The organism is Kitasatospora sp. NPDC048296 (genome assembly GCF_043201815.1).
In the GTDB taxonomy this organism is placed as follows: domain Bacteria; phylum Actinomycetota; class Actinomycetes; order Streptomycetales; family Streptomycetaceae; genus Kitasatospora.
This window is the reverse complement of the sequence record NZ_JBICZB010000021.1, coordinates 33,496-48,922: the sequence shown is the minus strand read 5'-3', so window position 1 is coordinate 48,922 and position 15,427 is coordinate 33,496. Positions and strand designations below refer to the sequence as shown.

Sequence of the window (15,427 nt, the reverse complement as noted above, 5' to 3'; positions counted from 1 at the left end):
GGTGACCGGGTGGACATAGCGGCAGTGGCGATCGCAGTGACCGGTGTGGCGGGGACCCTCGGGGCCGCGCTGCTCACCCAGCGGGGCGCCGAACGGGCCAAGCGGCGCGAGTTGGAGCTCGGCCAGGCCTTCCAGGACACCCGCGAGAACCTCGCCCTGCGGCGCGGCTGCTACACCCGGCTGTACCGTGACGCACGGCAGTTCGCGACCGCGCTCCACCGGCACCTGCGCGTCCTGCGCGACCGGACGCCCGAGGAGGGCGACATCCGGGCGCTGGAGGAGGCCAAGGACGCGCACCGCAACCACTGGTCCGAGACGCTGATGATCGCTCCCGATGCCGTGATCGCCCCGGGCGACACGGCGAACCAGGCGCTCACCCGCGTCTACGGGATGGTCAAGCGCCTGGAACAAGGCGATGCGAGGCCCGGTGAGAGCCTGCGATCCGCCGCCGAGGCGCAGGACGAGCTGTGGGCGCTGATCAAGATCATGCGGCATGCGATGCGGCAGGACCTGGGGGTGGCCGGGGAGTTCTAGCCACACGGGTTCGCCGGGGTGCTCGATCGGGCGGCGAGGGCGGCTCCGCAGTGCGCCTCGGTTCGGGTCGGCCCCGGAGGCGTCGGCCGGGGCGGAGCACCGCGGACAGTGGAGCACCGCGGACAGCCCTCCGTCGGGCGGCGACTGCGGCTGAACGGCGGCGCACCGCAGGTGAGTTCACCTGCCGCACCAACCTCTGCCCGCCTGTCGGTGCTGCATGTCGGTGGTGTCGGCTAGGGTGCGTCCGGCTGCGCCTGTCCATCGCGGGCCGGCGTGAAGGGGAGGGACGTCATGGGCGACGGTGCACGCGGGGGCGAGGGGCGGGGCGGTGGCGGCACCCTGCGGGACGGCACCCCGCCGAACGGCACCCGGCGGGACGACATCCAGTGGCTGGCGGACGTCGGTGCCGAGGTCGACGGGGTGGTGTTCGCCCGGGGCATCCCGCCCGAGGAACTCGCCCGCCGGATGGGGGCCGACCCGGCGGCCGTCACCGGGCCGATCAGCGGGACGGGGATCTGGGACCTGGACATCGAGGGCTACCGCCCCGGTGGCGACGGCGACGGCGTGATCCGGGTCGGCGAGGCGGGCGGCTGGTCCTTCGCGATCGAGTACGGCGACTCGACCGGTGGCGAGTTGCTCACCGAGATAGCCCGACACGGCGCCGAGGTGGTGCACTTCCGCCCGATGCCGGAGCAGCCGCCGGCCCTGCTCGACTACGCCCGGGACGGCGCCGTGCTGTGCGGCTTCGGCCTGGGCGAGGAGCGCTGGCGCTGGGGGCAGGAGCCCGATCTGCTGGTGCCCGAGCTGGTCGCCGCGCAGGTCCTGGAGGCCGACGGCATCACCCCCTGCGCTCCCGGGGGCGAGCGCGCCGGGGCCGTCCGGCGCCGGGCCCTCGGCGTGGTCGGGCGGCGGTTCGGGCTGCTCCTGCCCCGGGCGGTGCTGGGCGAGCTGCGGTTGCCCGCCTACGTGGTGCGCGGCACGCCGGGTCTGGGGCCGCGGTGAGGTTCCGGAGCGGGTCCTCACCGCGAACGGGAGAGGCCGCTCCGACGGCGGACGCCGCCCGGGCGGCGTGACTGCGGGTGCCGCTGTGATGCCGGTCGCGCACGGATCCGGCCAAGTTGCCGAGGACGTCGCCTTCGGACGGTAAGGTTCGCGATCATGGATGCCGCTGAATTCGACCGTCGAGCCCGCGGTACGCACGTGGACTGGATACCCTCCGACCTGGTCGCCCGGCTCATCGAGCACGGCCACCTCGACCGGGTGCGACAGGAGGCGTCGTCCGGCGACTGGCACTGCGCCCGGGCGTGGGTGGAGCAGTTGGCCGCCGAGGACCGGCAGGACGACGCCCTGGCCGTGCTCGCCCCGTACATCGAGGCGGGCTCCTGGGACGCGGCCCGTGCGCACGCCGAGTTGCTGGAACGGTGGGGCTACGAGGAGGAGGCGATCGCCTTCGCCCAGGTGCTCTCCGAGCTGGGCGTCGGCGAGGGCGCGGCGTTCGAGCACCTCGCCCGGCTGCTCGCGCGGCACGGGCGGGGGGAGGAGGCGTTCGAGCTGCTCCGGCCGCACATCGAGGAGGCGGAGTTCGCGGCGGCGCTGGTCGACGTGACCGAGGGGCTCGGCCGGGACGAGGAGGTCGCGGAGCTGCTCGCGGCCAGGATCGAGGCACCGGCCAAGCGCTGGCCGAACGCGGAGCTCGGCGTCCCCGAGCCCGACAACGCCGTCGACCTGCTGGCCGTCGTCCGCGAGCGGCAGGGCCGGGTGGACGAGGCGATCGCCCTGCTGCGCGCCCGGGAGACCACCTCCGGCAACGGCCGTGGCCGGCTGGCCGATCTGCTGGCGCGGCACGACCGCGTCGAGGAGCTGCGGGCCTACGCGGCGGAGGACTCGCTCGGGAACGCCTCGACCGCCCTGGCCGAACTGCTGGAGCTGCGCGGCGACATCGAGGGCGCGGTCGAGGTCCACCGGGCGCGCGCGGCGCAGTCGCCGAACCAGGCGGCGCGGCTCGCCCGACTCCTGGCCCGGCACGGGCGGGGGACAGGCGATCGAGGTGCTGCGCGCCCTGCCGTGGGAGAGGGGCGGCGATGAGGACTGGATCGTCTCCACCCTGTGCGAGCTGTACGTCGACCAGCGGCGTGCCGAGGAGGGGCTGGCGTACCTGGACGGTGTGCTCGCCCGGTTCGGTGCGCCGGAGTGGGAGTACGTCCGGCTCCGGCCCCGACTGCTCGCCGCCTGCGGCCGCCTGGACCAGGCGATCGAGGAGCTGCGGGCCGATCCCGATGCCCCGTACGCGGCCGAGGAGTTGGCGTCGCTGCTCGCTGACGCCGGCCGCCTGGAGGAGGCTGCCGCGGTTCCCGCTGTTGCGGCGGACCGCCTGTTGCTCGCGCCGCTGCTGCTGAAGCTCGGACGGATCGACGAGGCCATGGCCGCCCTCCGGCCGTCCGCCTGACGCGCGTAGCCCGCGTCGCCGCCCTCGGGCGGCGACGGCCGCCGTGCGCGGCCGCGCCGCCACCCGCTCCTCCCGCCGCGTCCACTGCCGGGACAGCGGTGTCGCCGCTCGATGCGCCTGCCCTCCGTGCCCGCGGCTGCGGCCCTGGCGCGGGTGGCCGGCGGTGAGGCTGCCACGCGGTGGGCCGGTTGCACCCTCACCCGGTCGGCCGGTGGCAGTCCGGACGGCGCACGCCCCCCGTCCGGGGCTTCCGGCGAGCATTGCCGCGCCGTGGCCCCTAGGGTCTGTGGTGCGTCGACGGTGCCGCGCGCCGGGGCGTACGCCGCCCGCCGCGCGCCGGTGCGCGGCGGGCCCGAGACCGCGCCGCGAGGCAGACCCCGAGAGGTGGACCGCTCCATGCACACCGTCGTCCGCGGCGCCGGCGCGCTCGGCCTGGCCGCACTGCTGCTGGCCCCCGCCGCCGGCTGCCGGAGCGAGAGCAGCTCCGCCGCCGAGCCCGCGCCGATCTCCCCGGCCACCGGCGCCACCGCCACCGGCCTGGCCGCCCAGCAACTGGTCTGGCGCCCCTGCCCGGCCCCGAGCGCCGCCCAGGGCGGCGGCGCCGCGCCAGGGAACGACTGGCAGTGCGCCACTCTCAAGGCCCCGCTGGACCACGCCAAGCCGGACGGCGGGACCGTCGACCTCGCGCTGATCCGCAGCAAGGCCAAGGACGAACAGCACCGGATCGGCTCGCTGTTCTTCAACTTCGGCGGCCCCGGCGCCTCCGGCGTGGCCACCCTGCCCGCCTTCGCCAGCGCCTACGCCTCCCTCAACACCCGCTACGACCTGGTCAGTTTCGACCCGCGCGGGGTCGGCGACAGCGCCGGGGTGAAGTGCCTGGGCGACCGGGCGATGGACGTCAACGTGGCCGTCGACAGCACCCCCGACACCCCGGCGGGGGTCAAGGCGCTGGATGACGCCAACGCGCAGTTCGCCGCCGCCTGCGAGCGCAACTCCGGCCCGGTGCTGCCCTACGTGGACACCGAGAGCGCCGCCCGCGACCTCGACCTGATGCGGCAGGTGCTCGGCGACCAGAAGCTCTTCTACTTCGGCATCAGCTACGGCACCCAGCTCGGCGGCGTCTACGCGCACCTGTTCCCGAAGGAGGTCGGCCGGCTCGTCCTGGACTCGGTGGTCGACCCGACCAAGGACCCGCAGCAGGACGCGCTCGGCCAGGCCCAGGGCTTTCAACTCGCCCTCGGCAACTTCATGAAGGCCTGCGCCACCCAGGCCGCGATCGCCTGCCCGACCGGCAACGGCGGCGCCGAGGGCACGGCGAAGATCACCGGCCTGCTGCAGAAGCTCGCGCAGTCGCCGCTGCCCACCGACAGCGGGCGCAAGCTCACCGAGAGCCTGGCCATCACCGGCATCGCGGCCGCGCTGTACAGCCAGCAGACCTGGCCCGTGCTGGCCTCCGGGCTCACCGAGGCGATGCAGCAGGGCACCGGCAACACGCTGCTCCAGCTGGCCGACTCGCTGCTCGGGCGCGACTCGCAGGGGCGCTACAACAACCTGAACGCGGCCAACCGGGCGATCTCCTGCGTGGACGCCCGGCAGCGCTACTCCGACCAGGACGTCGAGCAGCAGCTGCCGCAGTTCCGCACCGCCTCCCCGGTGTTCGGCCCCTTCACCGCCTGGGGCCTGACCGGCTGCACCGGCTGGCCCGTCCCCGGAAAGACCGACCACCCGGAGGTCTCGGCCGAGGGCGCCGCCCCGATCGTGGTGGTCGGCACCACCGGCGACCCGGCCACCCCGGTCGAGGGTGCCCGTACGATGGCGCAGCAGCTGGGAGCGGGCGTCGGCGTCACGGTGACACTGAAGGGCGAGGGCCACGGCGGGTACAACACCGGCAACCCCTGCCTGAAGCGGACCGTGGACGCCTACCTGCTGGACGGCACGGTGCCGGCGGACGGGACCACCTGCAGCTGAGAAGTGGCCCATGGTAGTGGGCGGTGATTGGCCCTGGGGAGTGGTCCAATCGGGCCCTAGGATCGTCGATGTGAACGAGAACGCCACCAAAGTCGACTTCTACTTCGATCCCGTCTGCCCCTTCGCCTGGATCACCTCCCGGTGGATCCTGGAGGTCGAGAAGCAGCGCGAGCTGGACCTCAGCTTCCGGGTGATGAGCCTGTCCGTCCTCAACGAGGGCCGCACCGACCTGCCCGAGCGCTACCAGCGTCTGATGACCACGGGCTGGGGCCCCGTCCGGGTCTGCATCGCCGCCGCCGAGAAGCACGGCGAGCACGTCCTGCGCGACCTCTACACCGAGCTCGGCACCCGTCTGCACGACCAGGACCGCGCCGCCGACGACACCCTCATCCGCGAGGCCCTGGTCGCGGCCGGCCTGCCCGAGGAGCTCGCCGAGGCGGCCGACAGCACCGCGTACGACATCGCGCTGCGCAAGAGCCACCACGAGGGCATGGACCCGGTCGGCGAGGAGGTCGGCACCCCGACCATCCACGTGGACGGCGTCGCCTTCTTCGGCCCGGTGCTGAGCGCGATCCCGCGCGGGGAGGACGCCGTACGGGTCTTCGACGGGGTCCGGCTGCTGGCCGGGTACCCGAAGTTCTTCGAGCTCAAGCGGACTCGGACGGGGTCGCTGGACTTCTCCTGACCGGCGGGCCGCCGAGGCAGGGGCGTCCCTTCAGCGGCGGCGCTGCTTGATCTTGATCAGCCCCGACCGGGGATGGCCGACGACGGTCACGGTCGGGGCTCCCGGCTCCGCCACCTCGGTGGCCTTGTTGACGATGTGGCCGGTGTTGGTGCTCGACCCGTCCACCCGCACGCCCCAGCCTGCCGGGACGACCAGTCGGATGTGGCCCGCACCGCACGCCGCCTCGACGGTGACCTCGCGGTGCGGGCAGACGGCCTCGGTGAAGTCGATCTCGATGTGCATCATCCGGCACTCGGCGACGATCCGCGAGGGCACCGTCCAGCGGCCGCTCTGCCGGATGTTGCCCAACGTGGGCTTGAGGACCAGCGCGTCGGCCCCGGATCCGGCGGCGGACGGGTGGCTGCCCAGATCCGCCACCAGGGCGTCGAGTTCGCGGTAGGTCCGGGCCGCGTAGGCGCGGTCGAGTCGCTCCGTCAGCTCCCCGAGGTCGATGCGGCCCTCGCCCGCCGCGATGCGCAGCCGCTCGGCCACCGCCTCCCGGTCGGCGTCCCCGGCGCGGGGATCCACCTGGGTCTCCGGGGTCGTTCGTATCGGCAGCTGCTCCGGGTTGCTCATGGGAGGACTGTGATCGCCGGCGCCGCGGCCGGTCGACGGCGGATCAGTTTCCGGTCTGGCGAAGATCCCTGAGGGCCGCGGCGAGCGGCCAGGCGAGCAGGACCAGCAGGATCCCGGCGGTCAGCGCGGTGGCCGGGTGGCCTGCCGTCGAGGTGGCCAGCAGGGTGGAGCCGGCCAGCACCCCGGTGGTGGCGAGGGCGCCGAGGCCAAGCCTCAGCCGGAACGGGGACGGCGTGGCCAGCGCGGCCCGGCCCGCCGGGCCCGCCACCGTGCGGCAGGTCTGCAGGGCGCCGACGGCCAGCACCGTCCACCAGCAGGCGACGGCGGCGAGGCGGTAGTCGCCGGCCGCGAGGGCCGAGCCGAGCGCGGAGTGCGCGAGCGCCACCAGGCCCGCGCCCGCCAGGGCCGGGACGGTGAGGCGGCGGGCGGCGGTGGCGAGCAGGGCGCGCAGTGCGGCGGGGTCGCGGTGGGGGAGCGGGGTGACCAGTGCCAGCCCGACCAGCAGCAGCGCCTGGCCGAGCGGCGCCGCCCAGGCTCCGCCGGGTGCGGCGGCCTGGCGGGCGCCCTGTTCGGCGGCCAGGGCGCCGACGAACCCGGTCGCCAGCGCGACGGCGAGGGCCAGGACGGCGGTTCGGTCGCGTCGTTGGGTGCGGTGGTCGGCGGGCCAGATCGCCGGGTGCAGCCACAGGTCCGCGATCGCGGCCAGCAGCCCGGGCCAGGTACGCCAGTCGGCCGACCGCACCTCCTCGGCCAGTTCCTCGCCCCAGCGCTCGCGCATCGGCGCCGGGTAGAGCCGGAACAGGTCGACGGGCCGCCGCGGACGCCCGCCGCTCACGCGGGATTCCCCCTGAGGCCGGCCAGCCCGGCGGCGGCCACCTTCGCCATCGACCGCAGCTCCTGCTCCAGCAGCTGCCGCCCCTGCGGGGTCAGTCGTACCGGACGCTGGCGCGGCTGCGACCCGGCGTCGTCGGCGGGTTCGATCAGCTGCTTGGCCTCCAGGCGGGTCAGCGCCCCGTAGAGGCTGCCGGGGCCGAGCTTCTGACCGACCAGCCGCTCGATGGCGGCGTTGACGGCGTAGCCGTGCAGCGGCCCCTCGGCCAGTGCGCAGAGCACCAGCGTCTGTGCGTCGTACGCCTGCATGGGCGCTCACTCCCTCGGATGCGACTCTCCGGGCCACGATACTACGTGACAAGTACTACGCGGCGTGTACTATTCCGGCGTGGTCGAGGCGCAGCCGCCGGCGACCGAACATGCCGTGGAGGTGGGGGAGTTGACGCGCAGATGGGGATCGGTGCGGGGATGGGGATGGCTGCCGGTCGCGGCGGCACTGGCCGTGGTCGCGCTGGTGGCCGTACGGATGCCGACCGGGGTGATGGGCACGCTCGGCCGGATCCTCCCGGCGGAGCACGAGCTCGCGCGGCACGTGGCGCCGGGGTTGCCCTGGCTGCCGGACCTGCTGGTGCGCGGCGGGAAGGGCGACGGGAAGGACGGTGGGCCGCGGTGAGCGGGACGCAGCGGCGCGCGCTGTGGGGCGCCCTCGCCCTGGCGTTGGCGTTCACCGGCTTCGCCTACTCGACGACCCAGGTGCGGCTGCTGCGGGCGGCGAGCCCCTGGCAGGCGGATCCGTACGACGCGGTGGTGTCCTTCACGCTCTTCCTGGTCCCCGCGCTCACCGCCCTGACGGCCGTACGGGCCTCGCTCTGCCGGGGCGGCGGGCCGCAGCCCGGCTACCGGGTGGACCAACTGCTGAGGGCGGCCCGGCTGGGTGTCGCGCTCGTCGCGGTGACCGTCGCCACCGATGCGACCGCCGCGGCCCTGCGGGCGGAGCGCGAGCTGTGGGACGGGCGGACGGCCTGGCTGATCGCCGCTCTGCTGCCGCTGGCGGCGGGCGCCGGCTGGTGCCTGGTCCTGCTGCGGCGGGCCGGGCGGGAGGTGCCGCCCGAGGAGCGGCGGCGCCCGGGCGGCGACTGGCTGGACGATCTCGCCCTGCTCGCCGCGCCACTGGCCGACCTCGGGGCCATCGCCCGTTTCCTGCGAGGCCACATCGTGGCTGCCGCGGCCGGGCTGAGCCTGCTGGCCGGCGCGCTGGTGGTCACCGGACAGGCGGGCGGCGAAGGCTGGCCCGGCCGGCAGCTGGCACTGGCCGAACTCACCGTCTTCTTCAGCGGGTTCTTCGCCTTCTGCCTGCTCTGCGACGCCCTCCTGCGGATCGCCGTGACGCCGCGCAAGCCCGGTGCGGGGCGGGCCGCCGCCTTCGCCGCCGCGCTGGCGGTGCCGGTGAGCGGCGGCTTGCGGGACGCGCTGTGGTCGCTGGTCGGGTTGCCGGGTGCGGCGGACTCGGCGGTCAGGCTGTTGGGGCTGATGGCCGGGTGTGCGGTGCTCGTGGGCGCGGCGACCCTGGCCGCGGTGCGGGTGCGGGTGGCGAGATCGCCCGGTACGGCCGGCTGACCCTGCCCGGGCCGGCGGAGGCCGTGGGGCGGTGGCCGAACGCGTCGGACGGGCGGCCCGCGTTCGGCCGGAACCGGAACCTGTTCGGCCTCCCGTCCGGGCCCGGAGCGTCCGACCATGGAGAGGAAGGCCCCCGAGAGGGACTCCGGGTAGCGGCACCGAGAGGCGGTGAGCGTGGATGATCGTACGAACGCGGCTGCGCGCTGCCCGCCACCCCGCGACCCCGCCCGGCACGGGACCCGGCTCCGGCCCCGGCGACCCCGGCAAGGGCCCGGGTCCATGGCAGCGGCCGGGCCCCGGCCCCGGTGGCACCCCGCCCAAGCCCCCCGCGCCCTCGTGGCGCCGCTGGCTGCTGCCCGTCGCCGTCCTCGCCACCCTGCTCCTGCTCGCCCTGTTCTCCAAGTCCGCCCCGACCGGCGCCCGCTACGGCTACACCGACTTCCTGAACCGGGTCGACGCCGGCCAGGTACAGACCGTGGACGTCAGCGACACCGGCGGGGTGAGCGGCACGCTCAAGGACGGCACCCGCTTCACCAGCCAGATCCCCACCGCCCTGGACACCTCCCAGCTCAGCCACGCGCTCTCCGACCAGCACGTGAACATCACCGCCAGCCACTCCGGCAACGGCAGCTCGCTCTGGTCCACCCTGCTGCTGTTCCTGCCGCTGCTGATCTTCGGCGGGCTGTTCCTCTGGTCGGGCCGGATGGCCGCACGAACGCTCGGCGGCGGGCTGAGCGCGATCGGCCGCTCCCGGGCGAAGATCATCGAGGCCGAGCGGCCCGCCACCGGCTTCGCCGATGTGGCCGGGTACGAGGGGGTGAAGCAGGAGGTCAGCGAGGTGGTCGACTTCCTGCGCAGCCCGGAGCGGTACGCCGCCGCCGGAGCCAAGGGGCCACGCGGGGTGATCATGGTCGGCCCGCCGGGCACCGGCAAGACGCTGCTCGCCCGGGCGGTCGCCGGGGAGGCCTCGGTGCCGTTCCTCTCGGTGACCGGCTCCGGTTTCGTGGAGATGTTCGTCGGTGTCGGCGCCTCCCGGGTCCGCGACCTGTTCGAGGAGGCCCGCAAGCGCGCGCCGTCCATCATCTTCATCGACGAGATCGACGCGGTCGGCGGCCGCCGTGCGGGCGGCTCGCGGATCGGCGGCAACGACGAGCGCGAGCAGACCCTCAACCAGCTCCTGTCCGAGATGGACGGCTTCGACCAGAGCACCGGGATCGTCGTCATCGCCGCCACCAACCGGCCGGACGCCCTCGACCCGGCCCTGCTGCGCCCCGGCCGGTTCGACCGGCAGGTCACCGTGCCGCTGCCCAACCAGGCCGAGCGGGCGGCCATCCTCGCCGTGCACACCCGGGGCAAGACCCTCGCCCCGGATACCGACCTGGACCGGATCGCCCGCGGCACCCCCGGCTTCTCCGGCGCCGACCTCGCCAACCTGGTCAACGAGGCCGCGATCAACGCGGTCCGCGCCGAACGCGCCACCATCACCGCGACCGACCTCGACGACGCCCGCGACCGGGTGCTGCTCGGGCGCCGGGAGTCCTCCAACGCGCTGCTGCCCGAGGAGCGGCAAGCCGTCGCCGTGCACGAGTCCGGGCACGCGCTGATGGCCGCGCTGTGCGAGCACGCCGACCCCGTCGCCAAGGTGACCATCCTCCCGGCGGGCGTCGCGCTCGGCGCCACCCAGCAACTCCCCGAGGCCGAGCGGCACCTGTACAGCGAGAGCTATCTGAACGATCTTCTCACCGTCCAACTCGGCGGGCGGGCAGCTGAGTTGGTGGTTTTCGGTGAGGGCTCGACGGGCGCCGCCAACGACCTCGCCAACGCCACCTCGGTGGCCACCCGGATGGTTCGCGAGTTCGGTCTCTCCCCGGACCTCGGCCCGGTCGGCTACTCCAGCGGTTCCCCGCAGTACCTCGGCGAGCACCCCGAGGACCTGCTGCGCCGCCCGTACTCCGAGCAGACCCAGCGCGCGGTGGACGAGGCGGTGGCCGCGCTGCTGCGCGGTGCCGAGCGCCGGGCCGTCGGTCTGCTGCACGAACACCGGCACCACCTGGACGAGTTGGCGGAGCTGCTGGTCGCCCAGGAGACCGTGGACGGCCGCGTGGTGCTGGACATCCTCCGGCACCCCGCGCCCGAGGCCGCGCCTGGGGCCGAGGCCGGGGCCGAGGCCGCGACCGAGGCCGAGGTCTAAGTGGTCGGCTCCGGAAATCCTTCGAGGGTTGACGTCGGAGTCCAAGCAGTGCTGGGGCGGCCGTCAGGGGATCAACCGGCATCGTCTCAACTGGCGGCTGACCCAGGTCTGACGTCTCGGTGAGGTTGGACTCGGTGCAGGGGGCACGCCTCAGAATGTTGCAGGTACGCTCCGCTGGTGTCGAAGAAGCAGAAGAAGAGGTTCCGCTCTGCGGCCCGCGCCGCTGGCGCGGGCATCGTGTTCGAGAAGGCGTCACGGGCGGCGGTTCCGGCCGAGACAGCCCGTCGTCGCCTGCACGTGGGTGCTGCAGTTCTCGGCGGGGCCGTAGGGGGCGCCATCGTTGTACCTGCGCTCCTGGAGCGATTCGGGGTAATGCGGTCCGGTGCGTGGGTGCCCGGCATGTTCGCGGGGTTGGCTTTGGCGCTGGGGTTTCCGCTCCTGTACACAACGTTTCGCTCGGAACGTCACGGTCCTGGTTGGCAGCTTCTCACTGCTCGGACTGTTACGGGCGACCGCACGGTCGATCTGAGCAAGCTGACGCAGATACGTCGAGTTCGTGTCCCCAGCAAGGCCGGCTGGTTGGACGAGTTCTGGATCAAGGACTGCCGAGGCGTCGTCCTCCTTGTGGACAAGGAGGTACTCATGGGTCCCCCAGGGCACGCAGTGGTTCACAGTTCGGAGATCTCAGGCTCGCTGGGAATCGTGAAGATCTCTCGGCATGCGGCCGTCGGACTTGGCCTCAACGAGCCCTCAACTGCATACCGGGCAACCCGCGCATGTGCAGATGCACTTCTCGGGATCCTGACCCCCGGGGCAGTTGCCGCTCTTGGAATCCTGGCCAGCTGGCTCACCAGAACAGCGTGAGACACGGCCAAAGAGATCGGAGAGGGTGTCGATCATCCCGAACGCCTCTCCCGAGATTGGCCGTTGCCTCCTATGCCCCTGGGCCGCGCCGTGTGCCTTACCCTGACCGCCGCCGAGCGCCACCGGCTGAAGAAGATGGCCTACGGCCACAAGACCGGACACCAGGCCCGGCAACGGGCAACCGTCGTTCTGCTGGCAGCACGCGGCCGGGGCAACGCCCGGATCGCCGCCGAAACCCGTCTGCACGTCGATACCGTGCGGACCTGGCGGAACCGGTTCGCCCAGGGCGGGCTGCCGGCCCTGGCCGACCGCAAGCGCAGCGGGCGACCGGCCCGCTTCACCCCCGTGCAGGTAGCCGAGGCCAAGGCCCTGGCCTGCCAGCCCCGACTGAGACCGGGGTGCCGTTGTCGCGCTGGTCGTGCCCGGAACTGGCCGCCGAGCTGACCGTGCGCGGGATCACCGACAGCATCTCGGCGTCCACGGTGCGCCGCTGGCTGCGCGAGGATGCGCTCAAGCCCTGGCAGTACCGGTCCTGGATCTTCATCCGGGACCTGGACTTCCGCGCCAAGGCCCAGCGCGTCCTTGACCTGTACGCCCGAACATACGAGGGCGAACCCCTCCGCCCTGACGAGTACGTGCTCTCCAGCGACGAGAAAACCTCGATCCAGGCCCGCTGCCGCTGCCACCCGACCCTGGCCCCGGGCCAGGCCAGGGCGATGCGCGTCAACCACGAGTACGGCCGCGGTGGCGCCGTGGCCTACCTGGCCGCCTACGACGTCCACCAAGCGAAAGTCTTCGGCCGCTGCGAGGCCACCACCGGCATCGTGCCGTTCATGGCTCTGGTCGAACAGGTCATGACGCAGGAGCCCTACGCCAGTGCGAAGCGCGTCTTCTGGATCGTCGACAACGGCTCCTCGCACCGCGGCAAGAAGGCCATCGACCGCCTTGCCGCCAGGTTCCCGAACGCCACCCTGGTCCACACCCCGGTCCACGCCTCCTGGGTGAACCAGATAGAGATCTTCTTCTCCATCGTGCAACGCAAGGTCGTCTCGCCCAACGACTTCACCGACCTCGACCAGGTCAGGGATCGTCTCCGAGGATTCGAAGACCGCTACAACGCCACGGCACAGCCGTTCCAGTGGAAGTTCACCACCTCCGACCTGGACGATCTGCTGGCCCGGCTCGACCGGCACACGCTCGCCGACCGACACCAAGAATCCTCCGTCGCACTGGCCGCCTGATCAACCCCCGAAGGACTTCCAGCGTCGACCACTAAGGCTTGGGCGGGCGCTCGAAGAAGGTCTCCAGCACCACTGTGGCCTGGGTGCCGTTCACGCCCTCGATCGCGTAGAGGCGGCGCAGCACGTCCTGGAGCTGCTCGGTGGTGGCCGTGCGCACCTTGACCAGCACCGAGGCGCTGCCCGCGATGATGTGCGCCTCCTCGATCTCCGGTACGGCGGCGAAGGCGGCGGCCGAATCGCCCATCCAGGCGGAGGAGTCCACCAGTACGAAGGAGAGCACGCCGAGCCCCAGGCTCCGCGGGTCCACCTCCACCGTGGTGCGGCGGAGCACCCCGCGCTCGCGCAGCTTGCGCACCCGCTCGTGCGCGGCCGCGGCGGAGAGGCCCACGGCCCGCCCGAGGGCCGCGTACGGCTGGCCGGCGTCCTGCTGGAGCAGGGCGAGCAGGGCGCGGTCGGTCTCGTCCAGGTTTTCGATCACCATGGTGGAACCATATCCCGTTCTGTCATACTCCCGAGTCTCAGAACTACATTCGGCAGATGGCATCGGGGAGTGGATTGTGTCTGGCCATATCAGCTTCGGACTGTACGAGATTCTGGACGACCGGTTCCGGCGGTGCGCCAACGGCGACACCAGGCTGGAGAAGCTCTACGGCGACTGCCGCTGGGCCGAGGGGCCGCTCTACCTGCCGGCCTGGCGGCAGGTGATCTGGAGCGACATCCCCAACGACCGTCTGCTGCGCTGGGACGAGGCCACCGGCACCGTCGGGGTCTTCCGCTCCCCGGCCGGCCACCCCAACGGCAACACCCTCGACCGCGAGGGCCGTCTGATCAGCTGCGAACAGGGCAACCGCCGGGTCACCCGCACCGAACACGACGGCAGGATCACCGTCCTCGCCGACCGTTACCGGGGCAAGCGGCTCAACTCGCCCAACGACGCCGTCGTCGGCTCCGACGGCGCGATCTGGTTCTCCGACCCGGACTTCGGCATCACCAGCGACTACGAGGGCCACCGCGCCGAGCCCGAGATCGGCGCCCGCAACGTCTACCGGATCGACCCGCACAGCGGTGAGGTCCGGCTCGCCGCCGACGGCTTCGAGGGGCCGAACGGACTGGTCCTCTCCCGCGACGAACGGCGGCTCTACGTCAACGACAGCCGGGCCGGGCACATCCGGGTCTTCGACGTCGGCGCGGACGGCACCCTCGGCGGCGACCGGATCTTCGTCGGCGGCGACGGCCGCCGGTTCGACAACATCCGCTTCGACCTCGACGGCCGGCTCTGGGCGGCCGCCTTCGAGGACGGCGTCCACTGCTACGCGCCCGACGGCACCCTCATCGGCCGTATCCTCGTCCCCGAGCCCGTCTCCAACATCACCTTCGGCGGCCCGAAGAACAACCGCCTGTTCATCACCGCCACCACCTCGCTGTACTCGCTGGTGACGACGATGACGGGCACCCACCGTGTGACCTTCCCCAAGGAGTCGGCATGACCGTGACCCCGCCCGCGGACCTCCAGCGGCAGATCGCCCTCGCCCTCGGAGTGGCGCCCGTCCCCGACCCCGCGAAGGAGGCCGAGCGGCGGGTGGCCTTCCTGGCCGAGCAGCTGCGGGCCTCGGGTGCGCGCACCCTGGTGCTGGGCATCAGCGGCGGCGTCGACTCCACCACCACCGGCCGGCTCTGCCAGCTCGCCGTCGAGCGGTTGCGGGCCGAGGGGCGCCGGGCCGGCTTCACCGCGATGCGGCTGCCCTACGGCGTCCAGGCGGACGAGGCGGACGCCCAGCGCGCGCTCGACTTCATCCGTGCCGACGAGGTGCTGACCGTCGACATCAAGCCCGCGACCGACGCCGCCCTGGACGCGCTGCTGGCGGCCGGGCTGGCTTTCACCGACCACGCCCACGAGGACTTCGTGCGCGGCAACGTCAAGGCCCGCCAGCGGATGGTGGTCCAGTACGCGGCCGCCGGCGCCTCCGGCGGCCTGGTCGTCGGCACCGACCACGCGGCCGAGGCCGCCGTCGGCTTCTTCACCAAGTACGGCGACGGCGCGGCCGACGTCATGCCGCTCTCCGGGCTCACCAAGCGCCAGGTGCGCTCGATCGCCGCGGTGCTGGGCGCGCCCGCCGAACTGGTCGGCAAGATCCCCACCGCGGACCTGGAGAACCTCGCCCCCGGCCGCCCCGACGAGGAGGCCCTCGGTGTCGAGTACGACGCCGTGGACGACTTCCTGGAGGGCCTGCCGGTCAGCGAGGAGGTGTTCGACACCGTCCTCGGTCACTACCGCCGCACCGAGCACAAGCGCGGCCTGCCGATCACCCCGGGCCAGGCCTGACCGGCCGGGCGGCCCGCGCGGCCGGGGCCGTCCCCGGAGCGGCGGCGGACGACGCCCCCGGCGCCCCCGCGGGTTCGGTCCGGCCGGGTGCCGCGGGTGCCCGAACCGCCGG

Annotated in this window: 18 protein-coding genes; 14 read left to right on the top strand and 4 right to left on the bottom strand. The window is 73.4% G+C overall.

Going from position 1 to position 15,427, the window contains the following annotated elements; genetic code table 11:
- The first annotated feature begins 9 nt into the window (after window positions 1-9).
- From ACGF12_RS15310 to ACGF12_RS15285, 6 genes are all read left to right on the top strand, one after another.
- Window positions 10-534, top strand: coding sequence for a hypothetical protein (locus tag ACGF12_RS15310; protein ID WP_393029001.1), 525 nt, complete (start codon window positions 10-12; stop codon window positions 532-534).
- Between the two features lie 291 nt (window positions 535-825).
- A complete protein-coding gene (locus ACGF12_RS15305; protein ID WP_393028998.1) occupies window positions 826-1,536 on the top strand; it encodes a DUF6461 domain-containing protein in 711 nt (236 codons plus the stop codon).
- 156 nt (window positions 1,537-1,692) lie between these two features.
- Window positions 1,693-2,619, top strand: a complete 927-nt coding sequence (locus ACGF12_RS15300) for a hypothetical protein (RefSeq protein WP_393028996.1) — start codon at window positions 1,693-1,695, stop codon at window positions 2,617-2,619.
- Window positions 2,582-2,980: a hypothetical protein gene (locus tag ACGF12_RS15295; protein WP_393028993.1), complete on the top strand. Its 399-nt coding sequence runs from the start codon at window positions 2,582-2,584 to the stop codon at window positions 2,978-2,980. The genes ACGF12_RS15300 and ACGF12_RS15295 overlap by 38 nt, the downstream gene beginning before the upstream one ends.
- Before the next feature lie 396 nt (window positions 2,981-3,376).
- Complete coding sequence (locus tag ACGF12_RS15290) at window positions 3,377-4,948, top strand: alpha/beta hydrolase (RefSeq protein ID WP_393028990.1); 1,572 nt, start codon at window positions 3,377-3,379, stop codon at window positions 4,946-4,948.
- A 70-nt stretch (window positions 4,949-5,018) separates the two neighbouring features.
- Window positions 5,019-5,633: a disulfide bond formation protein DsbA gene (locus ACGF12_RS15285; RefSeq protein WP_393028987.1), complete on the top strand. Its 615-nt coding sequence runs from the start codon at window positions 5,019-5,021 to the stop codon at window positions 5,631-5,633.
- A gap of 30 nt (window positions 5,634-5,663) precedes the next feature.
- On the opposite strand, the gene ACGF12_RS15280 is transcribed toward ACGF12_RS15285, so the two are convergent.
- The 3 genes from ACGF12_RS15280 to ACGF12_RS15270 are packed head-to-tail and all read right to left on the bottom strand — an operon-like array spanning window position 5,664 to window position 7,388.
- Complete coding sequence (locus ACGF12_RS15280; RefSeq protein ID WP_393028984.1) at window positions 5,664-6,248, bottom strand: DUF1707 domain-containing protein; 585 nt, start codon at window positions 6,246-6,248, stop codon at window positions 5,664-5,666.
- Window positions 6,249-6,291: 43 nt separating this feature from the next.
- Window positions 6,292-7,083, bottom strand: coding sequence for a hypothetical protein (locus ACGF12_RS15275; protein ID WP_393028981.1), 792 nt, complete (start codon window positions 7,081-7,083; stop codon window positions 6,292-6,294).
- Window positions 7,080-7,388, bottom strand: coding sequence for a PadR family transcriptional regulator (locus tag ACGF12_RS15270; protein ID WP_393028978.1), 309 nt, complete (start codon window positions 7,386-7,388; stop codon window positions 7,080-7,082). Before ACGF12_RS15270 ends, ACGF12_RS15275 begins: the two co-directional genes overlap by 4 nt.
- 151 nt (window positions 7,389-7,539) lie before the next feature.
- Here ACGF12_RS15270 and ACGF12_RS15265 point away from each other — a divergent pair, with 151 nt between their 5' ends.
- The 6 genes from ACGF12_RS15265 (at window position 7,540) to ACGF12_RS15240 (ending at window position 12,992) form a co-directional block, all read left to right on the top strand.
- Window positions 7,540-7,752: a hypothetical protein gene (locus ACGF12_RS15265; protein ID WP_393028976.1), complete on the top strand. Its 213-nt coding sequence runs from the start codon at window positions 7,540-7,542 to the stop codon at window positions 7,750-7,752.
- The gene (locus ACGF12_RS15260; RefSeq protein WP_393028973.1) at window positions 7,749-8,696 is read left to right on the top strand and encodes a hypothetical protein; all 948 of its coding nucleotides are present in this window, start codon (window positions 7,749-7,751) and stop codon (window positions 8,694-8,696) included. Before ACGF12_RS15265 ends, ACGF12_RS15260 begins: the two co-directional genes overlap by 4 nt.
- A gap of 178 nt (window positions 8,697-8,874) precedes the next feature.
- Window positions 8,875-10,887 carry an ATP-dependent zinc metalloprotease FtsH gene (gene ftsH, locus ACGF12_RS15255; RefSeq protein ID WP_393028970.1) on the top strand — a complete coding sequence of 671 codons (2,013 nt, stop codon included), beginning with the start codon at window positions 8,875-8,877 and terminating at the stop codon, window positions 10,885-10,887.
- 177 nt (window positions 10,888-11,064) lie between these two features.
- Window positions 11,065-11,751, top strand: a complete 687-nt coding sequence (locus ACGF12_RS15250; protein ID WP_393028967.1) for a hypothetical protein — start codon at window positions 11,065-11,067, stop codon at window positions 11,749-11,751.
- 90 nt (window positions 11,752-11,841) lie between these two features.
- The gene (locus ACGF12_RS15245) at window positions 11,842-12,195 is read left to right on the top strand and encodes a helix-turn-helix domain-containing protein (protein ID WP_393028964.1); all 354 of its coding nucleotides are present in this window, start codon (window positions 11,842-11,844) and stop codon (window positions 12,193-12,195) included.
- Window positions 12,150-12,992 (top strand): IS630 family transposase, encoded by an 843-nt coding sequence (locus ACGF12_RS15240; RefSeq protein WP_393028961.1) that lies wholly within the window; start codon window positions 12,150-12,152, stop codon window positions 12,990-12,992. The genes ACGF12_RS15245 and ACGF12_RS15240 overlap by 46 nt, the downstream gene beginning before the upstream one ends.
- A 31-nt stretch (window positions 12,993-13,023) precedes the next feature.
- On the opposite strand, the gene ACGF12_RS15235 is transcribed toward ACGF12_RS15240, so the two are convergent.
- Window positions 13,024-13,458 carry an Lrp/AsnC family transcriptional regulator gene (locus tag ACGF12_RS15235; RefSeq protein WP_387614832.1) on the bottom strand — a complete coding sequence of 145 codons (435 nt, stop codon included), beginning with the start codon at window positions 13,456-13,458 and terminating at the stop codon, window positions 13,024-13,026.
- A gap of 91 nt (window positions 13,459-13,549) precedes the next feature.
- On the opposite strand from ACGF12_RS15235, the gene ACGF12_RS15230 reads away from it, so the two are divergent.
- Together ACGF12_RS15230 and nadE are read left to right on the top strand one after the other, a co-directional pair.
- Window positions 13,550-14,479 carry an SMP-30/gluconolactonase/LRE family protein gene (locus ACGF12_RS15230; protein ID WP_393028958.1) on the top strand — a complete coding sequence of 310 codons (930 nt, stop codon included), beginning with the start codon at window positions 13,550-13,552 and terminating at the stop codon, window positions 14,477-14,479.
- A gap of 2 nt (window positions 14,480-14,481) precedes the next feature.
- Complete coding sequence (gene nadE, locus ACGF12_RS15225) at window positions 14,482-15,315, top strand: ammonia-dependent NAD(+) synthetase (RefSeq protein ID WP_393029148.1); 834 nt, start codon at window positions 14,482-14,484, stop codon at window positions 15,313-15,315.
- Window positions 15,316-15,427 lie beyond the last annotated feature (112 nt).

Coding starts and splice junctions, on each gene's coding strand:
- ACGF12_RS15305 (WP_393028998.1), top strand. CDS start 826: ATGGGCGACGGTGCACGCGGGGGCGAGGGGCGGGGCGGTGGCGGCACC.
- ACGF12_RS15300 (WP_393028996.1), top strand. CDS start 1,693: ATGGATGCCGCTGAATTCGACCGTCGAGCCCGCGGTACGCACGTGGAC.
- ACGF12_RS15290 (WP_393028990.1), top strand. CDS start 3,377: ATGCACACCGTCGTCCGCGGCGCCGGCGCGCTCGGCCTGGCCGCACTG.
- ACGF12_RS15280 (WP_393028984.1), bottom strand. CDS start 6,248: ATGAGCAACCCGGAGCAGCTGCCGATACGAACGACCCCGGAGACCCAG.
- ACGF12_RS15270 (WP_393028978.1), bottom strand. CDS start 7,388: ATGCAGGCGTACGACGCACAGACGCTGGTGCTCTGCGCACTGGCCGAG.
- ftsH (WP_393028970.1), top strand. CDS start 8,875: ATGATCGTACGAACGCGGCTGCGCGCTGCCCGCCACCCCGCGACCCCG.